Below are 20,184 nucleotides of genomic sequence, written 5' to 3'. Positions count from 1 at the left end.
AGAGTTTATTGAGGTCAACGTTACCATGTCGAAAAACCCTGACCTGAAAGGTAGTAGTTTTACTTTGTCGGTATTACACCTTTCTGACAACCAAATTGCGCATACTGTTCAATTTCTTCAAGAAAAGATCGCGCAAGCCCCGGCCTTTTTTGCCAATGCGCCAGTGGTGATCAATGTGGCGAAAGTCGAGGGCGATCTTGATTATCCTGCGTTAAAACAAGGGATCAGCCAAGCGGGTTTAATCCCCGTCGGTGTCACAGGATGTAAAGACAAACGTAGCCAAAACCTTGCCGTCGAAGCCGGTTTTGCAGTAATGACCGCCACAAACTCCCCAGCCCAAGCCCCAGCGCAAATGGCCCCGACCAAAGTGATTCGTACCCCAGTGCGTTCGGGTCAACAGATTTATGCCAAAGACGGCGATCTGGTGATCTTAAGTCACGTCAGTGCGGGGGCTGAAGTGATCGCCGATGGTTCAATCCATATTTATGGCACGTTACGTGGCCGGGCGATTGCCGGAGCGAGTGGTCAACGAGAAGCACGAATTATTTGTCATGATTTGCAAGCGGAATTGATTTCCATCGCTGGCCGCTATTGGTTAAGTGATCAAATTGAAAGTCAGTTCTGGCAACAGAGGGTGATGCTCAGTATGACTGACGAATCGCTCTATCTCGAAACGCTCACGATTTAAGATTGAAAGGAAAAAATAACATGTCGCGCATTATTGTCGTCACGTCAGGAAAAGGCGGGGTTGGCAAAACCACCTCCAGTGCTGCAATTGCTTCAGGTCTCGCGCTGCGAGGCAAAAAAACCGCTGTGATCGATTTTGATATCGGTCTGCGTAATCTCGATTTAATCATGGGCTGTGAGCGCCGCGTGGTGTACGATTTTGTCAATGTCATCAACGGTGAAGCCACGCTCAACCAAGCCTTGATTAAAGACAAACGCAACGAAAACCTGTTCATCCTGCCGGCCTCTCAAACTCGTGATAAAGATGCACTAACCAAAGATGGCGTACAACGCGTGCTCAATGATCTCAAAGAGATGGGTTTTGACTTCATCATTTGTGACTCACCAGCAGGGATTGAGCAAGGCGCGCTGATGGCGTTGTACTACGCCGACGAAGCGATTGTCACCACCAACCCTGAAGTATCGTCAGTGCGCGACTCTGACCGTATTCTAGGCATTCTCGATTCTAAATCGATGCGTGCGGAGCAAGGCCAAGCGCCGATCAAACAGCATCTGCTGCTCACCCGCTACAACCCTGCACGCGTCACTCAAGGTGAAATGCTCAGTGTGCAAGACGTCGAAGAAATCCTACATGTGCCGCTGCTCGGTGTGATTCCAGAAAGCCAAGCCGTATTGAACGCCTCGAACAAAGGGGTTCCAGTAATTTTTGACGATCAATCCGATGCAGGCCAAGCTTATCAAGATACGGTGGCACGTCTACTTGGTGAACAAGTTGAGTTTCGTTTCCTGACTGAAGCGAAGAAAGGTATTTTCAAACGCTTATTCGGAGGTTAACGCTATGTCATTGCTGGAATTTTTCCGCCCACAGAAGAAGACTTCCGCGAGCGTTGCCAAAGAGCGTCTGCAGATCATTGTGGCTGAGCGTCGTAGCCAAAACGATCCTGCACCTAGCTATTTGCCACAACTCAAAGAAGACATTCTGAAAGTGATTGCCAAATACGTCGCGATTGACCCATCCATGGTCGAACTCTCTTTTGAGCATAAAGGCGATGATATCTCGGTGCTTGAGCTCAACGTCAAACTGCCGGATGACGAAAAATAACCCCTTCAAGACCCTCATCGATGAGGGTCTTTTATTATCTCCCTTGTCTCTGCTCACCAGGCTCTCTCCAAACGATTTGGCGTTGTCGTCTGTAGGCGGCAAGTAGGAAAGGGGTATCCTTCTCCACTAGCAAATGACTATTTATTATCTGTTGGGAAATATCGCTTTTATTGAGCTAGATCACACACAACTTGTCGCTAAAATGACGCGCGTTTGACTAGGACTTAACGGCATGAGTTCATATTAGTCGTGTTTGTGATGGTCAACCTTTCTTAACCAAGGATCTATGATGAAAAAAAGTATTTTTGCCCTGAGCGCGCTGACTCTCATTCTTGTCGGTTGCGACAACCAACAAGACGCAAAAGTGGAAGTAGAAAAAGTCGTTGATGTTGCGGCAGCACCGGCTGAGCAATCTGCGGCTCAACCATCAACAGCAAGCGTTGATGCAGCGCACAATGCTCAAAACAGCCTAGATTGGGCTGGCATCTATCAAGGCACTCTGCCTTGTGCTGATTGCGGTGGCATTGAAACAGAGCTGACGCTGAACGCGGATGGCACCTACGCGCTAACAGAAAAATACCTCGATAAAGAAGGTGAACCTTTTGCCTCTCAAGGTACTTTCGTTTGGAATGAAGCTGGTAATATCGTAACACTGCAAACAGGCGACCAAACTGGCAGACAATTCATGGTGGGTGAAAACACGCTGTCCCATCTGGATATGGAAGGTAAGGTTATCGAAGGTGAGCTGGCTGAGTTTTACGTGCTAAGCAAGCAATAAACTGAGTCGCTTATACGCTTTACAAAAATACGGTTTACGAAAAACGCGCCATCCATTGGGCGCGTTTTTTATTGCCTACATTTAAGCTTTGCTTTTCGTTTTCGCTTCAAAGGCGGCGAGTTGCTCTGGCGTCGCAGGCGGCTGGTGGTTTGCCTTCCACTCATCGTAAGTCATACCGTAAACGCGCTCACGCGCATCATCAATATTCAAATCCAACCCCTGTTTTTCCGCTTCAGCAGCGTACCATTTACACAAGCAGTTGCGGCAAAAATCCGCCAAAATCATCAGGTCGATATTCTGAACTTCTTTATGTTGATCAAGATGTTGTAGCAATTGACGAAACACTGCGGCATCGAGTTTATCTTGCTCGGCTTGGCTGAGTTGTTGATGTTTGAATTGCGCCACGTCACTTTCCTTTTGTGCCATATTGAAGGCGACCAGTATATACCCAAACATCGGCAGATTGCAGTTGAGGCAGGCTTCGGATTTTCGTGATAAAAAAACACCCAGCTTTCGCTGGGTGTTGAATATCATGACTAAATTGGGCGTTGGTCTGTTTTTTAACCTTGGATACCAACAATCAACCAAGGAGCATTGGGGACTGTCAGATCACGTTCTAAGTGCCATACGTCCTCGATATTCTCTTCAATACCTTCGACAGCGTCACGATAACGACCGCTGAACTGCAAGCTGAGCTGAGCGCGGTTTGCATCGTAGTCTGCACGAACAATCTCTGCATCCACGTACATGACGTCCGTATGTTGATCGCCTTCGTAATTCGCACGCTCGGCTTTAAGATCTTCAAACAAGCTTGGAGAGACATACTCACGAATCGTTTCGAGTTGGTTATGGTTCCACGCCCCTTGCAAGATGCGATAGTGTTCACGTGCACCATTCACAAACGCCACGCGGTCAAAACCGGCTGGGTAATTGTGGGGTACATCGCTCTGAGCGGCACTACCAAAACCACCACCCATAGATTGTGGCTGTTCAAAGTTGTGTACGTTAGGTTGCTCAAACGGCGTGCGGTTCATGCCGCTGTAGGCCGGCTGCTGCTGAGACTGGTTTATGCTGCCTTGCTTCGATGCCAGAAAAGCACGCATCAGCTTGAAGATCACAAACGCAATCAGCCCCATGATCAGGATATCCATAAATTGGATACCTTCAAATGCACCGCCAAAGAAGGCAGCAAGCAGACCACCTGCCAGTAGACCGCCGAGCAAACCGCCCATTAAGCCTTTCTTCGCCGAGCTGGCTGGATTCGCCGCATCATTTTTCACGGTGTCATTTTTTTGTTGTTGCTGTTTAGGAGCCGGAGCCGTTTTGTAACTGTTATTACCAAACGACTTACCACCTCCGAATTTTTTGGCCTCAGCAATCGGAGTTACCGCAACCGAAACCATGATTAACGCAATAAGCGAAAACAAACGTTTCATACACTTCCTTAGGGTTCGATGTTATGGGGCTTTGCAGCCGATCTATCTTCTCAAAGTCACTATAGCCAGTTCATCTCGCAATGGAAACGTTTTGCATTTATCGACATGTATCAGAATATTGCAAATCGATTCGTTGACGCTCCTATAGGGGATGTTTAGACTATCGAACGTTGTTCATTATTGAATCCAAATCATGGCTAGACGAAACGATCATACCCGAGAAGAGCTGGTGGCTCTCACCTTAGATAGAGTCAAACAGTTCCTCGATACTCACTCCTATCATGAGCTGAGCTTACGTAAAGTCGCCACTATGATTGGCTACGTGCCCAGCACCTTAGTCAACGTGTTTGGCAATTACAATTTGTTGCTATTGCATGTAGTGGCGCAAACCCTTGATGAATTGGCGCAAGAAGCCCAGCAAGCGGTGAAATCCACCACTTATCCGAAAGATGCACTCTATCAACTCGCTTATTGCTACCATGATTTTGCGAAAAAAAATCCTTATCGCTGGCAGTTAATTTTTGAGCACAATATGAATGGGGAGATGCTGCCCGAGTGGCAAGCTCAACGCATTAATAACATGACCAGCATGTTAGAAGATCTGCTGAAAGTGATTGCGCCTTTGCGTTCAGAGCAAGAAGTGTTGCAGGCGAGCCGCGTATTGTGGTCTGGCGTGCATGGCATCACTATCTTGAGTGTCGATGATAAATTTTTTGCCAATGAACCGATTGATGGTAATGCTTTGATTAATAATCTGCTGAATCACTATCTGGCTAACTGGTAATGGATGAACAAGATGGCAAACCCAACTACGGCTCTCTTAACTGAGCGCCGCTTTTTACCCTATTTCATCACTCAGTTTCTTGGTGCCTTTAACGACAACATTTTTAAAAATGTCTTGTTACTCTTTGTTGCGTTTGCAGGCCCTCAAGCGTTACCGATCTCAAGCAACTTATTCATCAATCTCGCTGCTGGGCTGTTTATTCTGCCTTTTTTCCTCTTCTCTGCGACCGCGGGAGTCTTAGCGGATAAGCTAGAAAAATCTCGGTATATCCGTTGGGTTAAATTGCTTGAAATCGCCATCATGCTGTGTGGAGCGATAGGTTTTATCACTCAAAGCTACGGAATCTCACTGTTTTTATTGTTTTTGATGGGTACGCAATCGGCCTTTTTTGGTCCAGTGAAATACGCATTGCTACCACAACAACTGAAATCGGAAGAGCTCGTCCCCGGTAATGCCTTAGTAGAAACCGGTACTTTTCTGGCGATCTTATTAGGCACCTTAGGGGCTGGACTGATTGCTTCCGCTGATAACGCGCACTACTTCGCCGCGGCTGCGGTAGTGATTTTCGCCGTGCTTGGTTATCTCTCTAGCCGCGCTATCCCACTCGCACCTGCGAGTGCTCCGCATCTCGAATTTCGTTGGCAGCCAATTACGCAAACCAAGCAGACACTCCGCATAGCCAAACGTGATCGCGCCATTTTCCAGTCCATTATGGCGATCAGTTGGTTCTGGTTTCTCGGCGCGGTGTACCTTACTCAGTTTCCTAACTTCACTAAACTGCACCTCAACGGTAATGAAGCCGCGGTCTCTTTCCTACTGGCGCTATTTTCCGTCGGTATTGCCGTCGGCTCACTAGCGTGTGACAAGCTTTCCGGACACCGGATTGAGGTCGGCATTGTACCCTTGGGCAGTGTGGGGATCAGCCTCTTCGGGTATCTGATGGCGACCAGCATTCCCGCCGATCTCCCCGTTTTCAGCACTTTTGCGGATTTTGTTACTTACTCCGCGCTATGGCCGCTCTTTACTTACTTATTACTGATTGGCGTGTTTGGTGGCGTATTCATCGTTCCGCTTTACGCCATGTTGCAGCAACGCGCTAAAGTCACTGAACGTGCGCAAGTGATCGCGGCTCTCAATATCTACAATTCGCTGTTTATGGTCGGCAGTGCCGCGCTTGGCATTATGTGCCTCAGTGTATTGGAGATGAGTATTCCGCAGTTATTTGCACTACTGGCCGTGCTTAACGTCTTGGTGGCTTTGTATATTTTCCTACAAGTGCCGATTTTTGCCGTACGCTTTCTGGTGTGGATCCTCACTCATACGCTATACCGAGTGCGCCATAAAAACTTGCACCATATTCCAGAGCAAGGTGGCGCACTGCTGGTGTGTAACCATGTCAGTTATATGGATGCCCTATTGCTCAGTGCGGTTTGTCCGCGGTTGATTCATTTTGTGATGGAAGAAGAGTACGCCAACCTGCCACTGCTGAAACGTTTCTTGAAACGCGCAGGGGTGATCCCGATTTCTGCCAACAACCGAGCCTCTCTTCGCCGCGCATTTGCGGATATTGAACACTCACTCAACGAAGGGAATTTGGTGTGCATTTTCCCAGAAGGTCGACTTACCGCCGATGGTGAAATGAATCCATTTATGCGTGGCTTAGATTTAATCCTACACCGCAGCCCTGTTCCTGTGGTTCCTCTGGCACTCAAAGGGTTATGGGGCAGTTATTTCAGCCGTTACAAAGGCCGAGCTTGCCAAGGTGTGCCACGCCGTTTTCGCTCACAGTTAGAGATTGAAGCGGGAGTGCCAGTTGCCCCAGAGCAAGCCAACTCGACGGTGATGCACGAAAAAGTAGCACAATTGCGTGGCGATTGGCGTTAATCCCACACCTTCTTCCTCTATTATTCATGATGTTTTGAAGTTGCAGTCAATCGCGCTGCAACTTCTCCTCATAACCCCATTATTTATCCTCCCAATTAACCAATAACATCACCAAAACTGTTCTAGACTCAAAGTCACATTACCGACTTTTTCAGCCTTTCGTTTAGCACCAACAGTGTCATCCGGTAAATATGATGGGTTAGAGGACTCTTTCATGAGAGTAAAAACAAAAATATTAGTCACATTCAGCGTCGTAGGTATTTTAGTTACTGCTTTAGGCATTTGGACAATAAAAACCATGTACTCAAGCTCCTCGGGGTTGAGCTACATTGTTGGCCCCGCTTGGGATACGGCAGATGGGGCGATGGAAACCACCATACAGATTGAAGCTCAGATGCTTGCCGTCAATAGGCTCATCCTAGGCGAAGATAGCCAACGGGTTGAACAAATACTCAATACTGCCATTACAGAAGTCGATACGTCCTCTTCCCGCATGATCGAAGCGGGTCTATTAAGTGCGGCTCAGACACAACAATTTTCTCAATTCAACTCACAGTATCAACAATCAAGAAACGCACTGATTACTAGCTACAAGAACTATATCGAGACCAAAAAATCCTACGATAAAGCAACGCAAGTCCTTGTCGATTTTGGTGAAAAACTAGAGACATTAGGTGATAGTGCCGTTGAGGAATTAGAACGAGAACCTGATCGGAACATCACTTGGCAAAGTGATGTTATGGAACGCTGGCAAGCCGCAGATGGCGGTATGGAATCCAATATAGGCTTGCTATGGAAGCTCTACTACACACAACGTTTGCTGGATGGTCAAGATGATGCCACTCAAATTAAAGCCATTGAACAAGCGATTGAATTTCAAAAACAAGCCAACAGCGAAATGTTCTCGACTGGCCGATTTACTATATCGGCAGGAGAGGAATGGAAAAATGCAAGTTATGAAGAAGTATTCTCCCAATTAAACTCGCAGCATGAACAGGCGATGATGGCGGTCATTGAAAGCTATCGGAACTATCGTCAAATCTACCAAGAGTACACAGTAACATCACTGGCATTACTGGATTTCATTGCCGAATTAGAAGAACTCGCAGACAGTAAAGTAGAGCAGCAAGCCGTGCTTATTTTAGATGGACAAGCATGGGCGATATCTTCATTTAAGGTATTGATCATTATCGCTTTGCTTGTATTACTGTTGTTGGGTTGGATCCTTGTGAACCAAATTCTATCGCCTATACAACGTTTGCAGGAGAGAGTAACCGATATCTCTGAAGGTAATGGTGACTTAACCCTGCGAGTGAACATCACCACCCAAGATGAGTTTGGAGAATTGGGCAAATCATTCGATAAATTTATCGAAAAAATACAGAATCTTATTGCTGACATCACTCAATCTACCAATCTCGCTAAGACCGCGGCGGTAGACCTGTCTGCCACGTTTAAAGTGACCGCAGAAGCCGTCAATAAACAGACATTCGAAGTGAATACTATTTCGAACGCGACCACGGCGATGACCGCCATTTCTTCGCAAGTGATCAGTGGCGCGCGAGAGATAAGCCAATCGGTACTTAACATAGATAAAAACGCGCAAAGTACACTCAGCAATGTTCGACAAGCCGCTCAATCGGTCAATGAACTGGTTGCAGAGGTGACACAAGGAACTGAAACCATCAACTCCTTAAAAAATCATGTCACAAGTATCGAGCCAGTTTTAGCCGACATTAATGGCATTGCAGAACAAACTAATTTGCTTGCACTTAATGCAGCGATTGAAGCCGCTCGTGCGGGAGAACAAGGGCGTGGCTTTGCGGTGGTTGCCGATGAAGTGCGTTCACTTGCTACACGAACACAAGGCAGTACCAACACCATCCAGCAGAGCATTACTCAATTGCGTAGCAGCGCCGATGAATCGGTAAGAGTTATTAACAACAGCATGTTAAAAGGTACTCAAACCACAGAGATCACATCACAGGCTGAAGAGTCCTTACATCAAGTCGCGATTGAAATCTCTCGACTAACGCAGATGAACCAGCAGACCTCTGAGGCGATTACTCATCAAGAGCAATCGGTGACCAGTATTGCTTCTAGCCTTTCTCACTTACAAGCACTTTGCCAAAGTGCCCAAGAAAAAATCCAACAGAGTGAGCACACCATTTCAGCACTCAAGCTAAAACAAGAAGATTTGGCGCTAAAGATGAGTAAATTCAAAATTTAGTATCCTCTGGCAGTGGGTGACTTACCTATGCCAAAACCGCCCACTGCACCTGTTAGCCGCGCCTTGGGTACGCAACAATATTTTGAAACACTGCTTTTTCTGTCACCGCCGCATACCCGTGAGGTTGGTCGCTAAAAAAACGAATATGCTCTCCCTGTTGCAACTCATGCCACTGTTCATCAAAGAACACCTTCATAATCCCTTCCAATACATGAATGTATTCAATGACCCCTAAAGCATGAGGTGATGACATCTGCTGATGGTGATCGAGCAGTGTAATTTCAAATATTTCCAATCCTGTATCTGCGGCATAAGGAAATAAGGTGTGGATTTTCATGTTGAGATCGTCAGGGAAAGAACGCTCACTCGACAAAAGTTGCGGATCATTGGCAAAGAAAGCGGAAAATGAAGCCTCAAGGCCGCTAGCAATTTTCCAAAGTGTCGCAATGGTGGGACTGGATTCACCACGTTCAATTTGACCTAACATGGCTTTAGATACCCCAGTAAGTTGAGCAGTGGCATCCAAACTCAACCCTCTGCTTTTGCGCAGATTTTTTAATTGATTAGCAATTTGTGACTTAAACATCACGTCAGTCATGCGAAAACCCCTTATTGTGCGCTATAACGCACAGAGCTATACTCGGAACGTGCGCTATTACGCACGACGACTTTACCTGAAAAGGAAATCATGATGAAAGGATTCTTCAATCTTAGTCACCTCTCTGCGGGATTTACCACGGTTTTGGTGGGATACACCAGTTCGGTGGTGATCGTGATCCAAGCCGCCACAGCCTCAGGTGCCAATCCAACTCAAATCGAAAGTTGGTTGCTGACTCTAGGCGTGGTGATGGGGCTAACGTCAATCCTCTACTCTTGGTTTTACAAAACGCCAATTGTCACGGCGTGGTCAACACCTGCGGCAGTCATGCTGGCGGCATCGGCGGGACAATATTCATTACCCGTGGTGATTGGCGCGTTTATGTTCTCTGGCGCACTGTTTACTTTGACGGGCATGCTCGCACCTTTGACACGAGCACTGAGTAAAATCCCAGTTCCTCTAGGTACGGCTATGCTTGGTGCTATTTTGCTGCCCTTTTGTGCCAAAGCCTTCACCCCGCTGACCGATACTCCTGCACTCTTTGCGCTTTTATTTACTAGCTACTTACTGGCTAAGCACTTTGTTCCTCGATACACCATGTTGGTGCTCTTGCTGGTCAGTCTTGGCAGTGCTCTCGCCTTGGGAAGCTTTCAGCATGCAGATCTGGCGCTGCGGATCGCCACGCCAATCTGGGTGACGCCGGAATTTGATTGGCTCGCCATGCTCAACCTTGCCCTGCCGCTCTACCTCATCACTATGCTTTCGCAAAACTTACCGGGGATTGCGATGCTCAAAAGCTATCAGTATGACGCACCAATCAAACCGATTTTGGTGGGCACGGGATTGGCGACCCTGATGAGCGCGCCTTTTGGCGGCTTTAGCGTCAACTTAGCCGCCATTTCTGCCGCCATCTGTATGAATGAGGATGTCGATCAAGACAAAGCACAACGCTACCGTGCGGTACTTTGGGCTGGAGGATTTTATTTATTGGCAGGGATTTTTGCTGCCCTTGTCGTCAATCTCTTCCTCGCGCTACCCAAACCTATTTCAGCCATGCTCGCTGGTTTAGCGCTGCTCGGTACGTTGATGATGTGTTTGCAGAGCGCGTTTAAAATCGATGAGTACCGCGAGCCTGCGCTACTCACTTTTGTGATCACGCTTTCTGGTGCCACCTTGTTTGGAATGAGCGCGACGCTGATTGGCCTTGTGATCGGATTGGCGTACTTACGGTTAACGACTCGCCCACGACCATAAACTCACCCAGCAGCGGATAAGTAAGTGAATCTTATAGCGGAGTGAACTGCGTTTGGTTGGCGGCCAACCACGCTTTCACCGCCGCACGAGAGACTTTAATTCCCCCATCCAGCAAAGCATCGGGGAGTAAAAAGTACATGATAGGCCATTTGAATTTTTCGAGTTTAGCTTGGCACCAAGTATCACCGATGGCTTGACACCACTCGGCCTCACTACGAATCACGGCGACGGGTCGCGCACCAAACTCACTATCTTGAACGGGTATTACGATCGCCACTTGCACATAAGGGTGCTGGTTTAACACCGCTTCTATTTCTTCACAGTGAACATTTTCACCGCCAGAGATAAAAAGATTATCCGCTCGGCCATCAATCAACAGGTTATTGCCCTGCCAGCGACCGAGATCTTTGCTGTCAAACCAACCCTGCTCATTAGTGAGCGGCACTAGCTGACCTTGCCGATAATAGCCTTGTGCCAACGTCTTCCCAGCAATGAAAATCCGCCCATCAACAAGACGCAGCTCACGATGATCCAAAAGCTCACCATTACCTGCAAGTCCATCGACTCGCTTTGCCGTCACGGTGGAGGCGGCTTCGGTCATGCCATAGCCCAGCCAAGTATCAATACCGCGCGTTGCCGCCATTTGAGCGAGTTCAACAGGGATATGGCTGCCGCCGAGCAAAACACGTTTGAGTGTCAATCGAGAGCGACCGTCCAACAGACGTTTAAGCTGAGTAGGCACCAATGAAGCATGAGTGACGCCAGCAATATCGTTTTGCAGATCGCCAGTGCCGATCTTGAGTGTGGCACCCACTGCAAGCCAGCGATAGAGAATGGCCACACCAGAAATATGGTACAGTGGCAAACTCAGTAACCAACTGTCTGATTCGGTAAAAGCAAACTTGTTCAGTAAGCCGCGCGCCGAAGCCAAATGTTGCTGATGAGTGTGTGCCACCGCTTTAGGTGTCCCCGTCGAACCAGAAGTGAATATTAACGTCGCCAGTTGTTCAGCAAAGAACTGGCTAGAGACTTTCTCGCCACCAACGGATTCATCCCGCTCATCGGGCAAACTCAGGCGATGGGCATTAAGCGCCGTAATCTCTTCTTCACTCAGCGTGCAAGAAGGCGCTAGCCAAAGGTGCTTCGGACTTTGCTCGGCATAGAGTGTGGCGAGCTTTTCCTGCAAACGAGCTAAAGGTTGAGGCGCAAGAAAGGCGCACAGCGCGCCCACTTGAGTACAAGCCAAAAACCACAGCGCAGTGGGCAGGTGATTTTTCCCGACCAGCGTCACCACTTCCCCCGACCGAACCCCTTGCTCACGCAGCGCTTTAGCGTAGTGCGCTACTTGGCTATCTAATACTTGCCAAGTCAGGGTTTGCCCAGCATGACTCAGCGCAACCTGCTTGGGGTCACGCTCAAGCCAAGGCTGCCAAAGGCTCACAGGGAAGATTCCGAGCGCCATACGATTTGCTGCTCTTGCAGGGCAACCACAGGCAGTGAGCTATTTGGCCAAGGCGTTTCGAGCTGAGCTCGGAATAATCCCATCGTATCCAGTCCCGGTACTTCATTAGGCAGCAGTTTATGCGCCAAACGCGCTAACTGGTTCAAGCCCAAGCTCGACTCTAAGCTAGAGCTGATCACAGCTTGTAGCCCAAGTGCTTTGGCTTTCTCGATCAAAGCCTCTACACGATACACCGAGCCAATTAGGGTTGGTTTGATGACAATGGTTTTGACACCTAACAGATTCTCTAAAGCAAAATCCGCATCGCGAACCGCTTCTTGTAAGGTTTCGTCCCACGCAATCGCAATCCCGGTATCAATCGAAAATGCGATGCTTTCGCTTGGCGACTGGCACGGCTCTTCCAAAAACGCAATTCGGCTACGCAAAGACGGCGCAACGTATTGAGCGAACTTGAGCGCTTTGGCTGGAGTCCACGCGCGGTTGGCATCCAAACGCAGCGTTAAATCCGGCATCGATTCCAAGAATAGATTGACGAGCATGCCATCCCGAATCGGTTCATACAGCCCAACTTTAACCTTAGCGACTTTCTGCCCCGGTAAGTTGTTCAATACCGGCAGCAGCTCATCCGGATCGCCCGTGCACAGCGGCGCAACATAGTAGTTGCCTTGTGCGGGCAGCGCTTGTTCTAGCTCGTAGTGTGCCATCGAAAGACCAAAAGCGACCGAAGGGTGCTGTGCATCCCACTCGATAGCGTGACCATTGACCCAAAGCTCAAGCAGCGCTTGTGCTTGTACGCCCGCTTCTTCCAACGTTTCACGGCTAAAGCCGGGCAGCGGTGCAATCTCGCCGCGTGCAGTACGGCCGTTTTCGGTCAGTTCGACAATAAAACCTTCACGCTGAGTCAGTTTCTCATTGCGAAGGATGACACCGCTATCCATCGGCAGTTGGTAGCGATAGAGGGTTGCATGACGCATGTGGATCTCTTCCTATATCCAATCCATTCACATAAACCGACGTTTATGTTCAAAGAGAAAGAGCGGCAGGACGCCGCTCTGAAAAGCATTATGGGTTACGTGGGAACTTGTTGAAGTCCGGACGGCGTTTTTCATTAAACGCGTTACGGCCTTCTTGCCCTTCTTCAGTCATGTAGAACAGCATGGTCGCGTTGCCAGCCAGCTCTTGTAGACCCGCTTGGCCGTCACAGTCGGCATTAAGTGCGGCTTTTAGGCAGCGAATCGCCATCGGGCTGTGTTGCAGCACTTCACGACACCAGCGCACGGTTTCTCTTTCCAGCTCTTCCACTGGCACAACCGTGTTCACCAGCCCCATATCCAAGGCTTCTTGGGCATTGTAGAAGCGGCATAGGAACCAAATTTCGCGGGCTTTCTTCTGGCCGACAATACGCGCCATGTAAGAAGCGCCCCAGCCACCATCGAATGAGCCGACTTTCGGGCCCGTTTGACCAAATTGTGCATTTTCTGCTGCGATGGTCAGGTCACACATCATGTGCAGTACATGACCGCCGCCCACCGCCCAACCAGCCACAGCCGCAATCACAGGCTTTGGACAAGTCCGGATCTGACGTTGGAAATCGAGCACGTTGAGGTGGTGAGTGCCGGAATCATCGCGGTAACCGCCGTAGTCACCACGAATTTTCTGATCGCCACCGGAGCAGAAGGCATCTTCACCTAAACCGGTCAGGATAATCACACCCACTTTGTCGTCATAACGCGCATCCGCTAGTGCATGGATCATCTCTTTGACGGTCAATGGACGAAACGCATTGCGTACTTGTGGTCTGGCGATGGTGATTTTGGCAATCCCATCGTCGGATTTGTGGTAGTGGATATCTTGATAGTCACCGGTGCAGTCTTGCCAAATCACTGGTGCGTAGAGTTCTTGCTCAGAAATGCCTGTAGTTTTAGCCATGGTGGTTCCCATTGTCGTTATCACTCAATCGATTATTGAGTGGATCATCGCTTGTACAATCTTGGCAAACGCTTGCGGCTGTTCGTGGTGGACATTGTGTCCCGCCTGCGCAACCTGACTGTAACTTAACCCGCTACTCTCGGCGAGTTGCTGAAATTTACTGTCTTGCTCACCACACACGTAATGGATGGGGAGCTTAAGAGCCTGCAGCGCTGGCAATAAATAGGGCTGCTTAGCCAGACTTGTTGCCAGTAACATATGTGCTACTGATGAACCAAGATTAGCACTACGTTGCGCAATCAAAGTTTGTCTTTGCTCATGATTTAGTGAACTAAATACCGCTTGTTGATACCAATCGCTCAACACATGCTCAATCGGTTGCTGACTAAAGCGCTGCGCCCACTGCTGATCATGTTGCCAACGCGCTGCTTTTTCCTCATTTTCTTGCAGCCCGAAGTGACCACCTTCGATGATCGCCCCTCGCAGATTAAGACGCGAAAAAGCTCCCTGCACTAATCCATTCATGATTAATCGCCCGCCGAGCGAATAGCCAACCAAAATGACTGGCACATCAGGAGTAACATGGGCTTGTACGGTTTGCTCGATCATTTCGACCGCTTCGGCAAAATTATCACAATGCCGTTCTGGATTTGCGCCGTGGCCGGGAAGATCCAGCGTCAATGCTGCGCACTGAGTGCGCGCTAAATGAGAGAGAACCCGTTGCCAATCCGCACCACTGCCAAGCAAACCGTGCACCAACACCACCAAGGGTGTTCGCGCAGTAGGCTTGGCAAAGTGCAGTTGGTTAGAGAGCATGGAGTTGCGATGTCAGTTGTTTGATGTGCATGGAAGCTTGCTGCGGTGGTGTTTTCACTTCGATCAGCAAAGTACCAACACCTTGCGCGAAATGTTCTTCCACCAAGGTTTGGTAATGCTCTAAGGTTTGTGCAGCGCAATACGCTAAACCAAATTGTGATGCGGCGTGAGCAAAGTCCATTCCATGCGGCATTTGATAGAGCGCTTCGCGCTGCTCACTCGGCACAGGCAGGAGATCGAAAATCGCTCCGCCGTCGTTATTGGTCACGACTATCACGGTCGGATGCGCAAGATTGCGCATCAACGCGAGCGAGTTGAGATCGTACAGTAGCGAGGTATCTCCCAGCAGCATCAGTAATGGCTTTTGCCGCGCACGTTGCACCCCTGACGCTGTGGCGACTAAACCATCAATGCCGGATGCACCACGATTGGAGAACACTTCACGCCCATCAAGCGCGCTGAACATATCCACCAAACGCACAATCAGGCTGTTGCCCAAAAACAGATCCGCTTGCGTAGCGCGCTCAGTCAAATCTAACGCCAGTGCGACTTCACTCAGAGAAGAAGAGGAGAAATGCAGTTGCGCCAGTTGGCGAACCGACTGCGCATAATGGGTTAACTCATCGGCCCAACCTTGCTGGGTATGTTGACCCGCTAAGCGTTTGCTGAGCACAACGTCTACCCAGTGGCTAATCTCACACACCCACTGCTGCTGCATGGCGTGCCAAGGGTTATTGCGTGCGCTGTGCGGCGCAATGTAATGATACTCGCCAAGACCCGCGGCGCACCACGCTTCTAACCACTGCAACAGACGTTTGGAGACAATCCGCGAACCAAATTGAACCACACATTGAGCTTGATTGAGCTGTTCACGTGCTTTGGGATGCTGCAGCCAGAGATCAAAATGTGCCCATTGGCTACTGATGCCTGATTGCGGATCGCATAGTAGCGGCCAGCCCATCGCTTTGGCAAAACGCTTTGCCGCTTGAGCCTCTTGCAAGCTCAGCGAGCCAACTATCACCACCCCTTTAGTCAGCAAGCCATCGATTGTTGCGGGAACACTCCGCACTAATCCTTGATGAACTTGGGTATACGGCCGAGCTTGCTCACGCCAACGCTGAACAGGTTGTAAATAGGGTTGATAAATCGCCTCATCCCCAGCCGAGTACAAGGGCTCAGGAAATGGGCAATTGATGTGTACGCTTCCACCGAATAGGGCTTGACGCGTCATGACTTCATCAATCGAAGTAAGTAGCCAAGAAAGTGGATGATGGATAGCAGGACTAGGCAGTTCCAGCGATGCCGTGACATGATATGAAAAAATCCCAGATTGCACAATGGCTTGATTGGCACCACACCCCACCAGCTCAGGCGGACGATCCGCCGTAAGTACCACTAAACGTTCACCGGTGAGTTTGGATTCAGCAATGGCTGGTAATAAGTTCGCCACTGCAGTGCCCGAGGTTACAATCACCGCGACAGGCTGTTGGCTAGCTTTCGCTAAACCAAGCGCCATAAACCCTAAGCCGCGCTCGTCATAGTGAGTATGTAACGTGAAAGCCGTATTCGCATTAGCCTCAAGCGTCAACGGGGTTGAACGAGAGCCCGGAGCCACACACACTTGTGTCACCCCCAAACGGCTTAACTCTTCGAGTAACACTCGCGACCAAAGGCGGTTCAATAAAGCTTGATCGTGGTTCATGATGCCACTCCCAGTGGTAAGCGGTCGGTTATCAAGCTCAATAAGGTAGAGAGCTTTTTATCCAGCTCCTGCCATTCATGCTCAGCCATCGAGCCCGGCACAATGCCAGCGCCTGCATAGAGCTGAACTTGTTTATCCACCACTAAAGCACTGCGGATCGCCACACAAAACTCGGCTTGCGCATGGCTAAAGTAACCCATGGAGCCTGCGTACCAGCCGCGTGCAAAAGGCTCATTTTCCGCGATGAAAGCCAGTGCCGCTTGACGAGGTAACCCCGCAACCGCCGCGGTAGGTTGTAATGCGCCCAGTAACTGCACGCCATTAACCCCAGATTTAAGCTGTGCATCAATGCGTTTTTTCAGATGCTGCACTTTACGCAATCGCACCAGTTGCGCTTCTCGCTGGGTATAGATCTGCTCGGCGTGTGGCGCGAGGCTTTCGATAATGTCCTCTACCACCAACTGATTTTCATTGAGGTTTTTACTGTCATGCGTCAGCCAGTGAGCCAGTTCCATATCTTGCGTCGCATTAGCTCCCCGGCCAATCGTGCCCGCTAAAGCTTCGGTTTCCAGATTCTGTCCATGGCGTAGGTAGAGTCGCTCTGGGGTTGACCCCATAAAGCTGTGGCGAGAATCGAGAGCCAAAAGAAAGTGAAAGCTGTGGTGATTTTGGGCATGGCTAGCTTTGAGCAGCTGCGCCGCACTGAGCGATGCATCCAACGTCAGGGTAGTTTTACGCGCTAACACCACTTTTTTGAACTGTTGTTCGGTGATCCCCGCCAGCACTTTTCCCACCAAATCATGCCATTTAGCCGCCGTTGGCGTGTGTTCGACACGAGTGACGTGCGCTGTCATCGAACGCAAAGTGGGCACTTCCACCAGCAGTTTTTGCAGTGCGGTCAGCGTGCGCTGCGGCTCATTGTTGATATTGACCGCGAGTAACCACTGTTCATCCCGTCGAATCAGTTCAATCTGTGGTAGAAAGAAGAAGGAAGACATGCAACGCGGATTTTTGGCGGTATGCCCATCAAAGGAGCGTCCACCCCATACTCGCTGCTCATCGCCTAAAATCGCATACGCCGGAGCAGGATCGGTAAACGTGTACACCTGACCGAGCGCGACCACTTCTTCACGAATATCACGCGATTGCCAGTAAAATTTGGGGAAAATCGGTTGGGCATCAAGCCAGTCAATCAGCGCAAAGGGAGGCTTATCGGCCAACGGCTGAGTAAAACGAACATCATGATCCTTCGCGCCACGGATGTGCTCCATCAATTGAGCAACGGCCTGATAAAAATGCAACAAAGCGACCTCGTACGGGGAGAGATTCGGTAAACTGCGGCTACTCTATTGAGAGAGCCTTATGAAATCAAGGTTATGGGGTATCTTTTACTTCGGCAAGTGATCGAGGCAACATGTCTTCTGATTTTAAAACCAGGTTGTCTTAGATTTTTATTCTAAAAAATGGCAAGTTAGTGTAGTTTGATCAAGAAAACAGATTATTTTCAGGAATATTACAATGCAAAATATCGGGATGTCGTCAAAACTCGATAATGTCTGCTATGACATTCGAGGACCAGTACTTAAACATGCTAAACGCATGGAAGAAGAAGGGCATAAAATACTGAAGCTTAACATCGGTAACCCTGCCCCGTTTGGTTTCGACGCCCCAGACGAGATCCTAGTCGATGTGATCCGTAACCTACCTACTTCACAAGGTTACTGTGACTCGAAAGGCATTTATTCCGCTCGTAAAGCGGTGGTGCAGTACTACCAGAAAAAAGGTATCCGCAGTCTGGACGTCGAAGATGTGTACATCGGCAACGGTGCATCAGAGCTTATCGTGATGGCGATGCAAGCCCTGCTGAACAATGGCGATGAAATGCTGGTACCTGCCCCTGATTACCCACTGTGGACAGCCGCGGTAGCACTTTCTGGCGGCAAAGCCGTGCACTACATCTGTGACGAAGAAGCCGATTGGTATCCTGACCTCGATGATATTCGCAGCAAAATCACCCCGAAAACCCGTGGCATTGTGCTGATCAACCCCAATAACCCAACCGGTGCGGTTTACAGTCGTGATTTCTTGCTGGAAATCATCGAGATTGCTCGCAAGCACAAGCTGATGATTTTCGCCGATGAGATTTACGACAAAGTGCTGTACGACGGCGCCGTGCATACCTCAATCGCCACCTTAGCGGATGATGTATTAGTCGTCACCTTCAACGGCTTATCCAAAGCTTACCGTGTTTGTGGTTTCCGTGGTGGCTGGATGTTCCTGACTGGCCCCAAACAGCAAGCACAAGGCTACATTGCAGGGCTTGATATGCTGGCCTCGATGCGCTTGTGTGCCAACGTGCCAATGCAACATGCGATTCAAACGGCGCTTGGCGGCTATCAAAGCATCAATGAGCTGATTTTGCCGGGTGGTCGATTGCTGGAGCAACGTGATCGCGCATGGGAGCTGATTAACCAGATCCCGGGGATTTCTTGCGTGAAGCCAAAAGGCGCGATGTACCTGTTCCCGAAAATTGATACCAAAATGTATCCGATCAAAGATGACCAGAAAATGGTGCTCGATTTCCTAGTGCAAGAAAAAGTGCTGCTGGTACAAGGCAGTGGTTTTAACTGGCCAAAACCGGATCACTTCCGCATTGTGACTCTGCCACATGTGGAAGATCTGGAAATCGCCATCAGTCGCTTTGAACGCTTTATCACCACTTACAGCCAATAATAGATTGGCAGCAAGTCGCAAAATGACTTGCGATTGTAGGTAGGCGAAACAGGCTCTCTTTCGATACACTGAAGAGAGCCTGTTTTTTTATCTTCTTTTCAGCGCCATCGGCCGCTGAAAAGCCAATCCATCAGCAAGGAAGTGAGAGTGCTATGCAAGAGAGCCATTTTTTCGCCCACCTCGCGCGCATGAAACTGATTCAGCGCTGGCCATTAATGCGTTCCATCTCCAGTGAAAATATTTCTGAACACAGCCTGCAAGTCGCCTTTGTCGCTCACGCGCTGGCGGTGATCAAAAACAAAAAATTTGGTGGAACGCTCAACCCTGAGCGCATTGCGCTGCTTGCCATGTATCACGATACCAGTGAAGTGCTGACCGGGGATTTGCCCACGCCCATCAAATATTTCAATCCCGAGATCGCTAAAGAGTACAAAAAAATCGAAGCAGCGGCCGAGCGGCGTTTATTAGAGATGCTCCCAGAAGAACTGCGCGACGATTTTCGCCCGTTTCTTATCTCCAATACGGCCGATCCCGATGAAAGCGCCATCGTTAAGCAAGCCGATGCGATTTGCGCGTATTTGAAATGTTTGGAAGAGCTCAGCGCAGGTAACCACGAATACGCTCAAGCGAAAAAGCGCCTTGATGTGACGTTACGTGAACGGCACAGCGAAGAGATGGACTATTTCCTACAAACCTTTGCCCCGAGTTTTGAATTAACACTGGACGAAATCAGCTAAGTCGCTATAACTTAAGACATTGTAAATTAAAACAAAACTGTGCAAGGAGTAA

General features: G+C 49.2%; 20 protein-coding genes. 10 read left to right on the top strand and 10 right to left on the bottom strand.

Features of this window, described 5'->3' with window-relative positions:
• Positions 1-25 precede the first annotated feature (25 nt).
• The 4 genes from minC to F0316_RS04430 all read left to right on the top strand — a co-directional run bounded on the left by minC (position 26) and on the right by F0316_RS04430 (position 2,567).
• On the top strand, positions 26-688 hold the full coding sequence (gene minC / locus F0316_RS04445; RefSeq protein ID WP_000042149.1) for a septum site-determining protein MinC: 663 nt from the start codon (positions 26-28) through the stop codon (positions 686-688).
• A 20-nt stretch (positions 689-708) separates the two neighbouring features.
• Positions 709-1,521 (top strand): septum site-determining protein MinD, encoded by an 813-nt coding sequence (gene minD / locus F0316_RS04440; protein WP_000086775.1) that lies wholly within the window; start codon positions 709-711, stop codon positions 1,519-1,521.
• 4 nt (positions 1,522-1,525) lie between these two features.
• Positions 1,526-1,789, top strand: coding sequence for a cell division topological specificity factor MinE (minE, locus tag F0316_RS04435; RefSeq protein ID WP_000054416.1), 264 nt, complete (start codon positions 1,526-1,528; stop codon positions 1,787-1,789).
• 289 nt (positions 1,790-2,078) lie between these two features.
• Positions 2,079-2,567: a copper resistance protein NlpE gene (locus tag F0316_RS04430; protein ID WP_000748182.1), complete on the top strand. Its 489-nt coding sequence runs from the start codon at positions 2,079-2,081 to the stop codon at positions 2,565-2,567.
• 81 nt (positions 2,568-2,648) lie between these two features.
• Here F0316_RS04430 and F0316_RS04425 read toward each other — a convergent pair whose 3' ends face one another.
• Together F0316_RS04425 and F0316_RS04420 are read right to left on the bottom strand one after the other, a co-directional pair.
• Positions 2,649-2,972 (bottom strand): DUF1244 domain-containing protein, encoded by a 324-nt coding sequence (locus tag F0316_RS04425; RefSeq protein WP_000046692.1) that lies wholly within the window; start codon positions 2,970-2,972, stop codon positions 2,649-2,651.
• A 155-nt stretch (positions 2,973-3,127) separates the two neighbouring features.
• Complete coding sequence (locus tag F0316_RS04420; protein WP_000825368.1) at positions 3,128-4,003, bottom strand: Tim44 domain-containing protein; 876 nt, start codon at positions 4,001-4,003, stop codon at positions 3,128-3,130.
• Positions 4,004-4,196: 193 nt separating this feature from the next.
• Between F0316_RS04420 and F0316_RS04415 the strand changes: the two genes are divergently transcribed.
• Both F0316_RS04415 and F0316_RS04410 read left to right on the top strand, forming a co-directional pair.
• Positions 4,197-4,787 carry a TetR/AcrR family transcriptional regulator gene (locus F0316_RS04415; protein ID WP_000113994.1) on the top strand — a complete coding sequence of 197 codons (591 nt, stop codon included), beginning with the start codon at positions 4,197-4,199 and terminating at the stop codon, positions 4,785-4,787.
• A gap of 12 nt (positions 4,788-4,799) precedes the next feature.
• Positions 4,800-6,671 carry an MFS transporter gene (locus F0316_RS04410; RefSeq protein ID WP_172625959.1) on the top strand — a complete coding sequence of 624 codons (1,872 nt, stop codon included), beginning with the start codon at positions 4,800-4,802 and terminating at the stop codon, positions 6,669-6,671.
• Between the two features lie 108 nt (positions 6,672-6,779).
• Here F0316_RS04410 and F0316_RS19835 read toward each other — a convergent pair whose 3' ends face one another.
• The gene (locus tag F0316_RS19835; protein ID WP_000231302.1) at positions 6,780-6,971 is read right to left on the bottom strand and encodes a hypothetical protein; all 192 of its coding nucleotides are present in this window, start codon (positions 6,969-6,971) and stop codon (positions 6,780-6,782) included.
• Between F0316_RS19835 and F0316_RS04405 the strand changes: the two genes are divergently transcribed.
• A complete protein-coding gene (locus F0316_RS04405) occupies positions 6,886-8,901 on the top strand; it encodes a methyl-accepting chemotaxis protein (RefSeq protein ID WP_320205345.1) in 2,016 nt (671 codons plus the stop codon). The two genes, F0316_RS19835 and F0316_RS04405, sit on opposite strands and share 86 nt — an antisense overlap.
• 52 nt (positions 8,902-8,953) lie before the next feature.
• Here the strand turns inward: F0316_RS04405 and F0316_RS04400 are convergent, their stop codons facing one another.
• Entirely contained in the window at positions 8,954-9,499 is a 546-nt protein-coding gene (locus F0316_RS04400; protein ID WP_000133005.1) for a helix-turn-helix domain-containing protein, read from the bottom strand.
• 93 nt (positions 9,500-9,592) lie between these two features.
• Between F0316_RS04400 and F0316_RS04395 the strand changes: the two genes are divergently transcribed.
• Complete coding sequence (locus F0316_RS04395; RefSeq protein WP_172625958.1) at positions 9,593-10,753, top strand: benzoate/H(+) symporter BenE family transporter; 1,161 nt, start codon at positions 9,593-9,595, stop codon at positions 10,751-10,753.
• Positions 10,754-10,784: 31 nt separating this feature from the next.
• Here F0316_RS04395 and menE read toward each other — a convergent pair whose 3' ends face one another.
• The 6 genes from menE to F0316_RS04365 form a co-directional block, all read right to left on the bottom strand.
• Entirely contained in the window at positions 10,785-12,215 is a 1,431-nt protein-coding gene (menE, locus tag F0316_RS04390; protein ID WP_149560238.1) for an o-succinylbenzoate--CoA ligase, read from the bottom strand.
• The gene (menC, locus tag F0316_RS04385; RefSeq protein ID WP_095477198.1) at positions 12,191-13,189 is read right to left on the bottom strand and encodes an o-succinylbenzoate synthase; all 999 of its coding nucleotides are present in this window, start codon (positions 13,187-13,189) and stop codon (positions 12,191-12,193) included. Before menC ends, menE begins: the two co-directional genes overlap by 25 nt.
• An 88-nt stretch (positions 13,190-13,277) precedes the next feature.
• Entirely contained in the window at positions 13,278-14,144 is an 867-nt protein-coding gene (gene menB / locus F0316_RS04380; RefSeq protein ID WP_001918720.1) for a 1,4-dihydroxy-2-naphthoyl-CoA synthase, read from the bottom strand.
• Positions 14,145-14,168: 24 nt separating this feature from the next.
• Entirely contained in the window at positions 14,169-14,960 is a 792-nt protein-coding gene (menH, locus tag F0316_RS04375) for a 2-succinyl-6-hydroxy-2,4-cyclohexadiene-1-carboxylate synthase (RefSeq protein WP_095477197.1), read from the bottom strand.
• Entirely contained in the window at positions 14,950-16,662 is a 1,713-nt protein-coding gene (gene menD / locus F0316_RS04370; RefSeq protein WP_095477196.1) for a 2-succinyl-5-enolpyruvyl-6-hydroxy-3-cyclohexene-1-carboxylic-acid synthase, read from the bottom strand. Before menD ends, menH begins: the two co-directional genes overlap by 11 nt.
• Positions 16,659-17,966 (bottom strand): isochorismate synthase, encoded by a 1,308-nt coding sequence (locus tag F0316_RS04365; protein ID WP_149560237.1) that lies wholly within the window; start codon positions 17,964-17,966, stop codon positions 16,659-16,661. The genes menD and F0316_RS04365 overlap by 4 nt, the downstream gene beginning before the upstream one ends.
• Positions 17,967-18,180: 214 nt before the next feature.
• On the opposite strand from F0316_RS04365, the gene F0316_RS04360 reads away from it, so the two are divergent.
• Positions 18,181-19,395, top strand: a complete 1,215-nt coding sequence (locus tag F0316_RS04360; protein ID WP_001179458.1) for a pyridoxal phosphate-dependent aminotransferase — start codon at positions 18,181-18,183, stop codon at positions 19,393-19,395.
• Positions 19,396-19,547: 152 nt separating this feature from the next.
• Entirely contained in the window at positions 19,548-20,132 is a 585-nt protein-coding gene (gene yfbR / locus F0316_RS04355) for a 5'-deoxynucleotidase (RefSeq protein WP_029627364.1), read from the top strand.
• Positions 20,133-20,184 lie beyond the last annotated feature (52 nt).

This window comes from Vibrio cholerae (assembly GCF_008369605.1).
In the GTDB taxonomy this organism is placed as follows: Bacteria; Pseudomonadota; Gammaproteobacteria; order Enterobacterales; family Vibrionaceae; genus Vibrio; species Vibrio cholerae.
This window is presented reverse-complemented; position numbering and strand designations above follow the sequence as displayed.

What these genes read in the sequence shown, in the direction of transcription:
- minC (WP_000042149.1), top strand. Translation starts at nt 26, where the DNA reads ATGTCGAAAAACCCTGACCTGAAAGGTAGTAGTTTTACTTTGTCGGTA.
- minD (WP_000086775.1), top strand. Translation starts at nt 709, where the DNA reads ATGTCGCGCATTATTGTCGTCACGTCAGGAAAAGGCGGGGTTGGCAAA.
- minE (WP_000054416.1), top strand. Translation starts at nt 1,526, where the DNA reads ATGTCATTGCTGGAATTTTTCCGCCCACAGAAGAAGACTTCCGCGAGC.
- F0316_RS04430 (WP_000748182.1), top strand. Translation starts at nt 2,079, where the DNA reads ATGAAAAAAAGTATTTTTGCCCTGAGCGCGCTGACTCTCATTCTTGTC.
- F0316_RS04420 (WP_000825368.1), bottom strand. Translation starts at nt 4,003, where the DNA reads ATGAAACGTTTGTTTTCGCTTATTGCGTTAATCATGGTTTCGGTTGCG.
- F0316_RS04415 (WP_000113994.1), top strand. Translation starts at nt 4,197, where the DNA reads ATGGCTAGACGAAACGATCATACCCGAGAAGAGCTGGTGGCTCTCACC.
- F0316_RS04410 (WP_172625959.1), top strand. Translation starts at nt 4,800, where the DNA reads ATGGCAAACCCAACTACGGCTCTCTTAACTGAGCGCCGCTTTTTACCC.
- F0316_RS04405 (WP_320205345.1), top strand. Translation starts at nt 6,886, where the DNA reads ATGAGAGTAAAAACAAAAATATTAGTCACATTCAGCGTCGTAGGTATT.
- F0316_RS19835 (WP_000231302.1), bottom strand. Translation starts at nt 6,971, where the DNA reads ATGGTTTTTATTGTCCAAATGCCTAAAGCAGTAACTAAAATACCTACG.
- F0316_RS04400 (WP_000133005.1), bottom strand. Translation starts at nt 9,499, where the DNA reads ATGACTGACGTGATGTTTAAGTCACAAATTGCTAATCAATTAAAAAAT.
- F0316_RS04395 (WP_172625958.1), top strand. Translation starts at nt 9,593, where the DNA reads ATGAAAGGATTCTTCAATCTTAGTCACCTCTCTGCGGGATTTACCACG.
- menE (WP_149560238.1), bottom strand. Translation starts at nt 12,215, where the DNA reads ATGGCGCTCGGAATCTTCCCTGTGAGCCTTTGGCAGCCTTGGCTTGAG.
- menC (WP_095477198.1), bottom strand. Translation starts at nt 13,189, where the DNA reads ATGCGTCATGCAACCCTCTATCGCTACCAACTGCCGATGGATAGCGGT.
- menB (WP_001918720.1), bottom strand. Translation starts at nt 14,144, where the DNA reads ATGGCTAAAACTACAGGCATTTCTGAGCAAGAACTCTACGCACCAGTG.
- menH (WP_095477197.1), bottom strand. Translation starts at nt 14,960, where the DNA reads ATGCTCTCTAACCAACTGCACTTTGCCAAGCCTACTGCGCGAACACCC.
- menD (WP_095477196.1), bottom strand. Translation starts at nt 16,662, where the DNA reads ATGAACCACGATCAAGCTTTATTGAACCGCCTTTGGTCGCGAGTGTTA.
- F0316_RS04360 (WP_001179458.1), top strand. Translation starts at nt 18,181, where the DNA reads ATGCAAAATATCGGGATGTCGTCAAAACTCGATAATGTCTGCTATGAC.
- yfbR (WP_029627364.1), top strand. Translation starts at nt 19,548, where the DNA reads ATGCAAGAGAGCCATTTTTTCGCCCACCTCGCGCGCATGAAACTGATT.